General features: G+C 42.6%; 10 protein-coding genes. 9 read left to right on the top strand and 1 reads right to left on the bottom strand.

The window, feature by feature from the left end:
* Positions 1-185 precede the first annotated feature (185 nt).
* The 9 genes from AC1DDX_RS04220 to AC1DDX_RS04180 all read left to right on the top strand — a co-directional run bounded on the left by AC1DDX_RS04220 (position 186) and on the right by AC1DDX_RS04180 (position 12,497).
* Complete coding sequence (locus tag AC1DDX_RS04220) at positions 186-770, top strand: Crp/Fnr family transcriptional regulator (protein ID WP_172661150.1); 585 nt, start codon at positions 186-188, stop codon at positions 768-770.
* Between the two features lie 62 nt (positions 771-832).
* Complete coding sequence (locus AC1DDX_RS04215) at positions 833-1,282, top strand: DoxX family protein (protein ID WP_337717375.1); 450 nt, start codon at positions 833-835, stop codon at positions 1,280-1,282.
* A gap of 85 nt (positions 1,283-1,367) precedes the next feature.
* Positions 1,368-2,240 carry a pirin family protein gene (locus AC1DDX_RS04210; RefSeq protein ID WP_337717377.1) on the top strand — a complete coding sequence of 291 codons (873 nt, stop codon included), beginning with the start codon at positions 1,368-1,370 and terminating at the stop codon, positions 2,238-2,240.
* Positions 2,241-2,496: 256 nt separating this feature from the next.
* Positions 2,497-4,824: a TonB-dependent receptor gene (locus AC1DDX_RS04205; RefSeq protein WP_288883959.1), complete on the top strand. Its 2,328-nt coding sequence runs from the start codon at positions 2,497-2,499 to the stop codon at positions 4,822-4,824.
* Positions 4,825-4,829: 5 nt separating this feature from the next.
* Positions 4,830-5,642: a DUF4249 domain-containing protein gene (locus tag AC1DDX_RS04200; protein ID WP_172661146.1), complete on the top strand. Its 813-nt coding sequence runs from the start codon at positions 4,830-4,832 to the stop codon at positions 5,640-5,642.
* Between the two features lie 597 nt (positions 5,643-6,239).
* Positions 6,240-6,977 carry an ImuA family protein gene (locus AC1DDX_RS04195; protein ID WP_337717380.1) on the top strand — a complete coding sequence of 246 codons (738 nt, stop codon included), beginning with the start codon at positions 6,240-6,242 and terminating at the stop codon, positions 6,975-6,977.
* A gap of 11 nt (positions 6,978-6,988) precedes the next feature.
* Entirely contained in the window at positions 6,989-8,497 is a 1,509-nt protein-coding gene (locus AC1DDX_RS04190; protein WP_172661145.1) for a Y-family DNA polymerase, read from the top strand.
* Positions 8,498-8,507: 10 nt separating this feature from the next.
* Positions 8,508-11,684, top strand: coding sequence for an error-prone DNA polymerase (locus AC1DDX_RS04185; protein WP_477621798.1), 3,177 nt, complete (start codon positions 8,508-8,510; stop codon positions 11,682-11,684).
* Positions 11,685-12,200: 516 nt separating this feature from the next.
* Positions 12,201-12,497: a hypothetical protein gene (locus tag AC1DDX_RS04180; RefSeq protein ID WP_172661143.1), complete on the top strand. Its 297-nt coding sequence runs from the start codon at positions 12,201-12,203 to the stop codon at positions 12,495-12,497.
* 20 nt (positions 12,498-12,517) lie between these two features.
* Here the strand turns inward: AC1DDX_RS04180 and AC1DDX_RS04175 are convergent, their stop codons facing one another.
* Complete coding sequence (locus tag AC1DDX_RS04175) at positions 12,518-12,760, bottom strand: hypothetical protein (RefSeq protein ID WP_288883955.1); 243 nt, start codon at positions 12,758-12,760, stop codon at positions 12,518-12,520.
* Between the last annotated feature and the right edge of the window lie 32 nt (positions 12,761-12,792).

Below are 12,792 nucleotides of genomic sequence, written 5' to 3'. Positions count from 1 at the left end.
TCATGATTCCGTATTCAGGAAATTGGATACGGAATCGAAACTGTTTAAAGTTCTGGTCATTAAAACAAATGAGACCATTCCCTATACTTCGGTCTTTTTACAGTTGGATTGTGCTTACTGGAATGGTGATAAAGAAAAACAGTTGCTGGATGCATTGAATACTCAATAGAGCTATCTTTATAGCTATGAATTGTAATTTCGATAAAATAAAGTCGGCAATTTCTGGATTTGTAGCGCTTACTGATGAAAAGTGGAATGCCTTTTCTTCCGGTTTACTTTTAAAAACATTCAAAAAGGGCGATTTTCTAATCAGAGAAGGACAGACTGAAAATTATATCTACTTTCTGAATGCAGGTGCAACCCGGAATTACTTTTTGAAAGATGGCCGGGATTATACCGTAGATTTCCAATTTGAAGGCGATTTTGTAACCGCTTATCTCTCTTTCATTAGCAGAGAACCAAGCCCTATTTTTATTGAGCTTTTAGAAGAGGCTGAAGTAGTTGCTATTCCTTATAGACACTTACAGGAATTCTATAAAAAAGATCATGAAGGAGAAAGAATTGGCCGCTTAATGGCTGAATTTCAATACGTAAAACGCTTGCGAAAGGAAATGGATCTTCTTGCTTTTACTGCTGAAGAACGGTATGCGTTACTTTTAAGTAAAAATCCTGAGTTGATACAGAATATTTCTGTTAAACATTTGTCCTCCTATTTAGGGATTCAGCCCGAAAGCCTTAGTCGGATCCGTAAGCTTCAAGTGCGAAACTAACATATGTCATTTTTTTCGCAGCTATCATTCTGCAACTTTGTTGAACATTAAAACAAAGAACAATGAAGCCCCTATTTATATTATTAATAACTTTTTTATTGTATTCGATTATCTCGAGATTTATAACGGGAAACTGGAATTTTACATTCGGGGGCAATCTGGCAATGCTGGCTATGCTCTGCTTCACTGCAATAGGGCATTTCATTTATGCAAAAGGAATGGCCCTAATGATACCACCCGTAATTCCATTTAAAGATTCCATCGTATTTTTAACTGGAATTATGGAAATTGTTTTGGGAATAGCCTTGTTGTTCCCTGCAGTTAGGCCTTATGCAGGGTACTTCCTAATCATTTTCTTTATACTTCTTTTGCCTGCAAACATATATGCCTCAATGCATAGCATCAACTATGAAACTGCAAAGTTTGATGGGAAAGGGATGTCTTATTTGTGGCAGCGCATCCCTCTTCAATTGTTTTTTATAGGTTGGGTGTGGTACTTTTCTGTCAAATAACCAGGCCATACTTCTTATCCTAGATCAATTAACAGCTCATCTATTTAGGATAACTTTGTGTTATACTATCAAAAGGAGAATTAAAATGAAAAAGTTAATTGAAAAAATCGTGATAAATTCTGATCGCCCGCATATGGTTGGCGATGGGTTTAGGGTATTTAATTATATCCCGGGCGCTGGCATTCCGCAGGAGAGAATAAGTCCGTTTTTACTATTGGACTTTAATCCTGAATATGATTTTGGGCCTTCAGATCACCTTAGAGGTGTTGGTGTTCACCCACATAAAGGTTTCGAAACAGTAACCATTGCTTACAAAGGAAGTGTTGCACACCACGATAGTACCGGAAGTAGCGGAATAATCAATGCTGGTGACGTACAATGGATGACTGCCGGTAATGGAATCTTGCATAAAGAATATCATGAAGAGACTTTCTCTAAAAAAGGAGGACCTTTTGAAATGGTTCAGTTATGGGTTAACCTTCCTAAAAAGGACAAATCAACAGCTCCGCATTATCAGGAGTTGACCAAAGATGGCATGGGTAAAGTGCAGCTTGCAGACAATGGCGGCGAGGTAAATGTAATTGCCGGAAACTTCAATGGTGTTGCAGGTCCTGCAGAAACATATAGTCCGGTGAACCTGTTTGACATCAAATTGAATGAAGGAGCCGAAACGACTACCAGTATTCCGGCCGGTCATAATACCGCTTTATTAGTTGTAAACGGAAGTGTTCAGGTAAACGATGAAATAGTTGGAGAACATAGCTTTGTTTTATTTGAAAATAAAGGCGAAGAGATTCACATTAAAGCAAATCAGCAAAGTGTTGTTTTGTTGTTAAGCGGGGAACCTTTGAATGAACCTATTGTAAGCTACGGACCGTTCGTAATGAATACTGAAGCAGAAATCAGAGAAGCGATCACTGATTTCAACATGGGGAAATTTGGCGTGTTGGAAGATTAGAAATAGATTACCAATGACAGATGTTTAAAGCTGTCGTCATCTCGACGATAGGAGAGGTCTCTTGCCTGTGTTATTCAGGAGATCTCTCTCTTCTTTCGAGATGACGATTGTCATTACCACTTTTTTGTATTATTGTTACTCCCTACAATTCAAAGGAGTTTTTGAACACTTCATTACTTATTTTGTCCGTTTCATCAGTTTTTTGGAGGTGATGGTATACTAATACGATAATTTTGCGGTTAATTACCAAAACACTATGAAAGTATATCTCTTTTTCCTCTTATTTTCTATTACTTCAGTACCATTCTTCTTATCTGCACAGCAGCGTTTCGCCATTAGTGGTACGGTAAGGGATGCTTCAACCGGAGAAACCTTGATTGGAGCAACGGTTAGATTGCAAAGTGCCACGCAAAATTCAGGTATTGCTACAAATGCATACGGATTTTATTCCCTAACAGCCGATGGAGGCGAGTATAGCCTCATCGTAAGCTACAGTGGCTACCAGAGCAATACTCAAAAAATCACCTTAAACAAGGCCTTAAAACTAAATATAGAACTTGCTGCCGTTTCAGATTTGCAGGAGGTAGTAATAAGTGCCAGTGAAAGGAAAAATGAAAATGTAAAGAGCCCTCAAATGGGTCTCAACAAGATCAATATGGCCGATCTTGACAATGTACCTATTCTATTCGGCGAAAAGGATGTTCTGAAAACCATACAGCTTTTACCGGGAGTAAAGGCAGGAGGAGAGGGCAATACAGGTTTTTTTGTACGCGGAGGAGCTGCCGATCAGAACCTGATCCTTTTAGACGAGGCCACAGTATATAATTCATCTCACTTGTTGGGTTTCTTTTCAACCTTTAATGCCGATGCCATAAAGGACGTAAGTTTGTACAAAGGTGGCATGCCATCGCAATATGGAGGCAGATTGTCATCAGTGCTTGATGTTAAAATGCAGGATGGTAATGATAAAGAATATGGCTTTGAAGGTGGACTAGGGCTCATCGCCTCACGCATAAAAGCAGAAGGACCAATCGTTAAGAATAAAAGCTCTTTTATGATTAGCGCCCGACGCACCTATGTAGATCTTTTGCTTAAAGCCTCGGGCGATTCGGCATTAAAGAACAATACGTTAAACTTTTACGACATTAATGCCAAGGTGAATTACAAGTTTGACGATAAGAATACGCTGTTTCTTTCAGGCTATTTTGGGCAGGATAATATTGGTATCAAAGACCTTTTTGCAAACGATTGGGGCAATACAACAGCTACTATCCGTTGGAACCATGTATTTAACAACAGGTTGTTTTCAAATACATCTTTGATCTATAACAAGTACAACTATGCCATAGAACTGCTCGATGAAAATAGCAATGCCAAGGTAAAATCCTTGATCAGAGATTTTAATTTTAAAGAAGACCTGCAATATTATACCAGTAACCACATCCTAAGATTCGGATTGCAGGCCACACACCATAGAATAGCACCATCTGACATTACCGCATCGGCCAATTCGAGCTTCAACCCTCTTTCTATAGAGAACAGGTACGGATTAGAAATGGCTGTATACGCTTCAGACGAATGGACCATTGGCGATAAATTTAATTTATTATATGGTTTAAGATTAAGCCAGTTTTCCCTTTTGGGGCCCGGTACAATAAATACATATGACAGTTCAGGAGAAGTAAGTTCCTCATCAACCTATAAAAGCGGTGAATTTGTTAAAAATTACTTCAACCTGGAACCGCGTCTTTCGGCAAGTTACACCTTAAATGAGCGAAACTCTGTAAAGGCATCATACAACCGAAATACCCAAAATATCCATATCCTTAGCAATTCAGGCACCAGCTCTCCAACAGATCAATATGTAATGAGCAGCAATAACATTAAGCCCGAGATTGCAGATCAGGTAGCTTTAGGGTTTTTCAAAAATAGCGAAAGCAATGCTTACGAATTTTCTGCCGAGGTGTATTATAAATGGTTGCAAAATCAGATAGATTATAGAGATGCTGCTGAACTAACAGCTAATAAAGATGTTGAATCTGAATTGTTGTATGGCAAGGGCAGGGCATACGGACTTGAGCTTTATGGTAAAAAAACCAAAGGCAAGCTTACCGGTTGGTTGAGCTATACCCTTTCAAAAACCGAAAGGCAGTTTGATGAAATCAATAAAGGCAAATATTATAATGCAAAGCAAGACCGTACACATGACCTGGCTTTGGTTGCCATGTACAACCTTAGTCGCCGCTGGTCGGTATCAGCTAATTACATTTACAGCACTGGTAATGCCGTAACCTATCCGGCCGGAAAATATAATGTAGGTGGTCTTACCACTTATTATTATACCGATAGAAACGCCAACAGAATGCCATATACTTCCCGTTTAGATTTAGGGGCAACATTAAAGGCTAAGGAAACCAAGAAATTCCGTTCTAGCTGGACATTCAGTGTTTACAATGCATTGAACCGCAAAAACCCTTATTCTATCCAGTTCCGCGATAAAGAAAATGATCCAACACGTACCGAAGCAGTGCAAACCAGCCTTTTTGGCATTATTCCTTCGGTAACTTACAACTTTAAATTTTAATAGTGATGTTAAGAAAAATCAAATATTTAAGTCTGTTACTTGCAGTATCCTTTAGCATATGTTCATGTGAAAAAGTGATAGACGTTGAGCTTAATACTTCTCCAAATCAGTTGGTGATAGAAGGCAACATTACCAATAAATTGGGGATGCAAACCATTAAAATAAGTCAATCGGTTGCTTATACTGAACCTAACGATTACCCGGCTGTTCAAGGTGCCGTAGTAAATGTAACTGATGATCAGGGCAGTTCATGGATCTTTACCGAAAGCACACCCGGCAGCTATACTTTTGGTGCGTTCAAAGGAGAACCGGGCCGCACATATAGCCTTAAAGTAAATATAAATAATGTGCTTTATACTGCTTCTTCAACCATGCCAGATTCTGTAGGCATTGATTCGCTTGATGTTAAAGTATTTAATTTTGGTAGCGAAAAGCAAAAGCAGGCACAGGTACATTATAAAGATCCTGCCGGAATTGCCAATCAGTACCGGTTTGTGCTAAAAGTGAATGGTTTTCAATCGAGAAGTGTGTATTCTGAAAATGATCGCTTTACCGATGGAAACAATGTTCCGAGTGTGATGTTTTTTAATGGGAAAAATGATGATGACGATGAGCTGAAAACAGGCGATAACGTAGAAGTTGAGATGCAGTGTATAGATAAAAATGTATTTACTTACTGGAATACATTAAGTCAGCAATCACAGAATGGTCCTGGTGGTGGTGTTACTCCAGGTAACCCGCCTTCAAATATTAGCAATGATGCCCTGGGGTATTTCAGCGCACATACGGTTAGCAAAAAAGAAATGGTAGTGAAGTAGGGACAGATGGATATCACCCTTGACCGTCATTACTCTTCTCCGTCATCCCGAACGAAGAGAGAGATCCCTTGTTTAGGCGTAGTCCAAGAGATCTCTCTCTTCGTTCGGGATGACGTGAGGATGAAAAAAGTCCTGTATCATAATTATGATACAGGACTTTTTTTTATTAATAAATTTTTCAATTAATCTCCTTTTGTATAGCACTCAATATGTTAATGCTAGTACCTGGGTCTCGACTGAATCAAGGCAAATTAAGGACTGCGATAGGATTCTTTCGGAAAACAGGTACCTTTTTCCGAAGGAATGTCGATGCTGCCTCGATGCTGCCTCGACGCTGTCTTCAAGCTGGCCTTAGCAATCACACTATTATGTCCGGTGTTGGTACAGTAAACGTCGTCCTTGCCCTTCCCTTCATCGCCCTGCCTCGTCATCTCCTTTGGTTAACCAAAGGAGATGACGGGAGTTTTAGGATTTTAGCGAGAAAAATCGAGCGTAAAAATTCTTTCTCATTTTATTTATAATACTAATATTTTTAGTATTATATTTGTTTGTTCATTTGCATTGCTAATACAATGATTCAAGAAAGGGGATAACATCATGAACGCAAAACAGGAATTGGTTAGTAAATTACAACAGGATATTCTGCTGTGGCAGGGCTTTAAACTGCAAGGTAAAGAAGCTGCTGAGGCGATTGGCCTTGGTGAGCTGGAAAACGTATTTCCAAACGGGGTTTTTCCGAAAAAGGCCATTCATGAATTTATTACGGTGCTGCCCGAACATGCGGCAGCGAGCGATGGTTTTATCGGTGGCTTGCTTTCGGTATTGATGAAGGATGGCGCTGCTTGTGTATGGATCAGTACTGCAAGAAAGTTATTCCCGGTTTCCCTTTGTCTGTTCAACGTAGAACCCGAGCGGATCATTTTTATGGATGTTACCAGGGAAAAAGATGTGCTCTGGATTATGGAGGAGGCTTTAAAATGTGAAGGTCTTGCTGCTGTGGTGGCGGAGTTGAATGAACTGAGTTTGATTGAATCCCGTAGACTCCAGCTTGCGGTGGAAGGTTCTGGTGTGACGGGTTTTATTTTACGTAAAGACGCCCGTAAGGCCGTAAGTACGGTGGCTTCAGCGCGCTGGAAGATCAGCCCGGTACCCAGTGTAACCGAGGATGAAATGCCTGGTGTGGGTTTCCCTCGCTGGAAGGTGGAGCTGACCAAAGTCCGTAATGGAAATCCGGGAAGCTGGATCATGGAATGGGGAGGAGATCGTTTTGTGGAAGTACTTCCAGCCTTGAAAACAGCAGCATGGTACGATCAAGAGGAAAGACAAATTGGTTAAACGGCTAAAAAATGCAAAAGCGTTATGTTTCGATATGGTTCCGTCATTTGCTGGCAGACTGGCAGCTGATCCGCCGGCCGGAACTTTGTGACATTCCTTTTGTTTTCGCAGCGCCCGATCATGGGCGCAATATGATTACTGCGACAAGTCCTTTAGCTGCTTCGCAGGGAATTGAGATAGGAATGCGTGCAGCTGATGCCAAGGCCCTTTGCCCGGGACTGGAGGTTTTGGATGATAAAGCCGGGCGCACTACCATATTGCTGAAAGGACTTGGAGAGTGGTGTGTGCGTTATTCACCCGTGGTGATGGCCGATGATTTTTCGGTAGATGGGTTGTTCCTGGATGTAAGTGGCTGTACCCACCTTTGGGGCGGGGAACGGGAATACCTGAAAGAAATCGTATCCAGGTTAAAAAGCAAGGGTTATACGGTTCGTGTGGCGATGGCTGATACTGCCGGTGCCGCATGGGCAATAGCTCGTTTTGGAAAAGTAACTCCTTTGATTGCACCCGGGACGCATACAGAAGCCCTGCTTGCGTTGCCGCCAGAAGCCTTGCGTTTACCGGAAAATACACTGGCTAAGCTGAGCAAGCTTGGTTTTTACCGGATCAGGAGTTTTATAGGTATGCCGCGCTCGGTGCTGCGCAGGCGTTTCGGAGAGGATTTTTTGGCCCGTTTGGGGCAGGCTTTGGGTACAGTTGATGAGTTGATTACTCCTTTGCAGGTGCCTGTTCTTTTTCAGGAACGCTTGCCTTGTCTGGAGCCGATTAAAACCCGCATTGGCATTGAAGTGGCGATCAGCCGATTACTGGAGCATTTGTGTCTGCGACTGCAAAATGAGGGCAAGGGCTTAAGGACAGGGGTGCTGACTTGTTATCGTATTGATGGCAAGGTGGTACAAGTTTCTATAGGAACCAGCGGGGCAACCTGTAGCGTCAGTCATTTGTTTAAACTTTTCGAGTTGAAGATCGATCAGATCCGCCCGGCCCTGGGCATTGAACTGTTTGTGTTGGAAGCGCCTAAAGTGGATGATATTTTACCCGGACAAGAAGCGCTTTGGGCGGGTAAGCCCGGACTGGATGATCAGAGTGTGATCCAGCTGCTGGACAGGGTAACCGGTAAAATGGGGCCTGATGTGATTCATCGTTATGTCCCTGCAGCTCGCTATTGGCCGGAACGATCTGCGAACCGGGCAGTTTCCATTACTGAAAAACCGATAGCCCAATGGCATATTGACAGACCGCGCCCAACAGAATTGTTGAGTAAACCTGTCCCAATCGAAGTAATGGCCTTGATACCCGATCATCCGCCAAAGTTTTTTATTTATATGGGCATCAGGCATGTTGTGGTGAAGGCCGATGGTCCTGAGCGCATAGAACGGGAGTGGTGGTTAGATGTAGGAGAGCACAGGGATTATTACCAGGTGGAAGATGAACTGGGACAGCGTTACTGGCTGTTCCGTTCGGGTCACTATGGGGGCGAGCAGCGGTACCAATGGTTTATACATGGTTTTTTTGCATGAAGAATGAGATATGGAATACAGTGAATTACAGGTGACTTCTAATTTCAGCTTTCTAAGGGGGGCTTCCCATCCCCATGAACTGGTGGATCAGGCAGCTGCTTTCGGCTATAAAAAGGTAGCCATTACTGATCGCAATACGGTGGCAGGCATTGTTCGTGCACACGCTGCAGCTAAAGAAAAAAACATTCAGATCATTCCCGCCTGTCGCCTGGATTTACTGGATGGGCCAAGTTTACTGGCTTATCCTACGGACAAAGATGCTTATTGCAGACTTTCGGCTTTATTAACGGTTGGGAATCTGCGTGCGGAAAAAGGTTCCTGCCATTTGAATAAGGCGGATGTTTATGAACACGCTGAAGGGATGTTGTTTACCGTTGTGATGCCTGGTGTGCTGAACCGTCATTTCAATTTTGAGGATTCCTTTGTTAAGGATTTTGAGGAATATGGGGAAGCTTTGGGTAAGCAGTTATACCTTTCTGCAACACGTACGTACCTGGGTAATGATGATAAGTTGATCTTTCGCATCCAGCAGTTATCTGCTAGGTTTGGAATACCTGTTGTAGCCACCGGTGATGTGCATTACCACAATCCTTCCAGAAGGGAATTACAGGATGTGCTGACCTGTGTGAGAGAAAAGTGTACCATCAAGGAGGCTGGTTTCAGGTTGCATCAGAATGCGGAACGTTATATGAAACCGATTGCCGAAATGCACCGCTTGTTCCGTAATTATCCCGAAGCGATCCGCAATACGATGCACATCACTGAGGCATGTGCTTTCGCACTGGATGAACTGAAATATGTATATCCGGAGGAGATCAACAAAAGCGGTCGTTCGCCATTGGAAGAGCTGGAATACCTGTGTTTTAAAGGCGCACATGCATTTTATGGGGAGGTTATCCCGGAAAAAGTATTGAACATGATTGCCCATGAAATGGACTTTGTGCGGAAGATGGATTATGCGAATTACTTCCTTTTTGTGGAAGACATTGTCCGCGAAGCGAGAAGCCGAGGCATTTTATGCCAGGGAAGGGGATCAGCGGCCAATTCAGCAATTTGTTTCTGTCTGGGTGTAACCTCAGTAGACCCTATGAAGTTCGACTTGCTTTTCGAGCGTTTTATTTCTTCGGACAGGAATGAACCGCCCGATATTGATGTGGACTTTGAGCATGAACGTCGGGAGGAAATCATGCAGTACATTTATACCAAGTATGGCCGTGACCGTGCAGCGATTGTGGCGACGGTAACACAGCTGCACCAGAAAGGTGCTTTGCGAGATGTGGGCAAGGCCATGGGTTTATCTGTGGATACCATTAACAGGTTATCCAGTTCAGTATGGGAGTTTACAGACGAATGGTTTGAGGGCAAGCGTGTGACTGAACAGGATTTGAATCCCCGGGATCCGCATTTGATGAAGACCTTGCAACTGACCGCGCAGATGATGGGTTTCCCCAGACAATTGGGCCAGCATACCGGTGGTTTTGTGGTGACCAATGGGAAGCTGACTGATCTCTGTCCGATCCTGAATGCGCGTATGGAAGACCGTACGAATATTGAGTGGAACAAGGACGATATTGATGCTTTGGGTTTTCTGAAAGTGGATGTATTGGCTTTGGGTATGCTGACTTGTATCCGCAAGGCTTTTGACTTGTGCAAAGCGCATTATGGTTTAGATCTGACCCTGGCCAATATCCCTCAGGATGATCCGGAGGTCTATGATATGATTAGTGCTGCGGATACACTGGGGGTATTCCAGATTGAAAGCAGGGCACAGATGTCCATGCTGCCCAGGTTAAGGCCCAAATGTTTTTATGATTTGGTGATTGAGGTTGCCATTGTCAGGCCTGGCCCCATACAGGGAGATATGGTGCATCCTTATTTGAGGAGACGTAATGGTGATGAACTTGTGGAATACCCTTCCGCTGAATTAAAAGAAATTTTAGAAAGAACCTATGGTGTGCCGCTATTTCAGGAACAGGCAATGAAAATTGCCATTGTAGCCGCAGGATTTACACCCGCCGAAGCAGATGGACTGCGTCGCAGTATGGCCACTTTTAAGTATACCGGAACGGTTAATTTGTATGAACAGAGGCTGGTCGAGGGGATGATGAAAAAGGGATATACCGAGGAGTTTGCCAAACGGATTTTCAGGCAGTTGGAGGGTTTTGGGAGTTATGGTTTCCCCGAAAGTCATGCGGCAAGTTTTGCTTTGCTGGTTTATGTGTCCTGCTGGCTGAAACACTACTATCCGGATGCCTTCGCTACAGCCTTGCTCAATAGTATGCCAATGGGCTTTTACCAGCCTGCGCAGATTGTAATTGATGCACAAAAACATGGTGTGGAGGTTCGGCCAGTTGATATCAATTATTCTACATGGGATAATTTGCTGGAAGAAAAATCAKGGAAGTATTGTGCGATCCGTTTGGGTTTCCGGCAGATTAAAGGTTTAGGGCAGGAGGAGATGGATGTTTTGGTGAATTGCAGGGGAAATGAGTACAGGACAGTTACGGCCTTACGTGATGCAGGAATAGCGATTAATACACTGGAAAGACTGGCAGATGCTGATGCTTTCCGCTCGATTGGGTTGGACCGCAGAAAAGCATTATGGGAGGTTTCTGCCTTGCAGGATATGCCAGTGGTGATTTTTAAAGGGCAACCCTCAGAAAGTATGTTGGAGGCACAGGTGGAATTGCCGTTGATGAGCAAAGGAGAACATGTGGTTCAGGATTATGCTACCGTAGGCTTATCGTTAAAAGCACACCCGGTGAGCTTTGTGCGATCACAACTGGAGATGCTGCGCATCTTGTCCTGCCATCAGATCAATAAGGAGGCGCAGAACGGACAATTGGTGAAGGTTGCCGGGCTCGTGCTGGTTCGACAACGACCGGGAACTGCCGGTGGGGTATGTTTTATTACCATTGAGGATGAGACTGGCTTTAGCAATCTGGTGGTATTTGAAAAGTTTTTTGATACCTACCGGAAAGAGATTTTGCATTCCAGGCTGTTGATGGTGGAGGGGCGTTTGCAGCGGGAAGGAGAGGTGGTTCATGTCATTGTGAGCAAATGCGTGGATTTGACTAAACTGATGGGTAAATTGGTGCAGCGGGAGCAAGAGGATTTGCCAGTACTTACAACGGTTCCCGGGGAAGTTCCAAAGGGAACCTTTTATGGGGGAAGGAATTTTAAATAATTCAATTATGTATCTTTAAACAAACAATCTCTTTGATCATTACCTTTCTGATAATCTTAAAGCAATTATAGAAGATTAAGGATTACCGGAAGGTTTATTGAGATTGAAAAATACTTGAACCGCCAATTTTGGATCATTTAACAAAAAACACTTAGCACTTGTATATTCGAATTAAAAACCTCTCTAAATGACAAAGCCAAWTTTTGATAAGTCGGAAACTTGTGGTAGCATTAAATTGCCTCTATCCAGCCGCGGTGAGGATCTTGAGACTATCTCAAGAAACAAATTGTCGTTGCTTTTTGATACCCGATATTTTGAGATTAGGCATGAACTTCAGAGAGGGTTTGCTGTTCAACTCAAGTCTACTGGATCAGTTAGAGTGAACAGGAACAGTTCAATTTCCTACCCAATAGAGGTAAGCAATATCAATTACTCAGTTATTCTTTTGTTGCTTATTTTTTGTAATTAATTGATTTTAAAATAGTTAATATTTGTGTATCGAAAAATAAGTTCTGTATGTTAGATTTCTATTTATTAGCCGATAATCAGAATATGCCGAACTATCCAGAAGAAGAGGAATGTAAATTAATAGGCAGTATAGATGATCAAATTTTTGACAGACTAAAAGTAAAGAAGATCATTCCTGAAAGGTTTGACTACCATTCGGACTTTAGATGGGACACATCTTTAATACGGCAAATCAGGGTGAATATTCAAAAGCATACTGTTAATGATAGCGATATACAATCCTTATTGCTATTACTGGATACGGCCAAATCGTATGATAGCGGACTAGTCGCCTATGCTGACTGATGTCATACTTTGTTTATTTCTTAGGCTCTAAGCTGGCTCGTATTTCCTTTACTAGGGTTGCCATCTCCAAGGTTGGCCAGTATGCCAAGCATTTTTACCTCGGGGTTCCTTGACCTGAGGAAGAGCTCATAATTGACTTCGGAAATTCGGACCAGTTCATAGTTGTATTTGAAATTGAGTGCAATTGATGAGCTGAGTAAAGTGGTAACTGCCGCCCCAAAATCATCTGACGCCACAGATATTAAATAAAAAGATAAAGCCATTGCCGATGCAATTATTAACCCGGCTGTTGAGG

Source organism: Pedobacter sp. 10L46_2, assembly GCF_056395165.1.
Note: the sequence above shows the minus strand (reverse complement) of the source record. Positions and strands in the feature narration are given on the sequence as shown.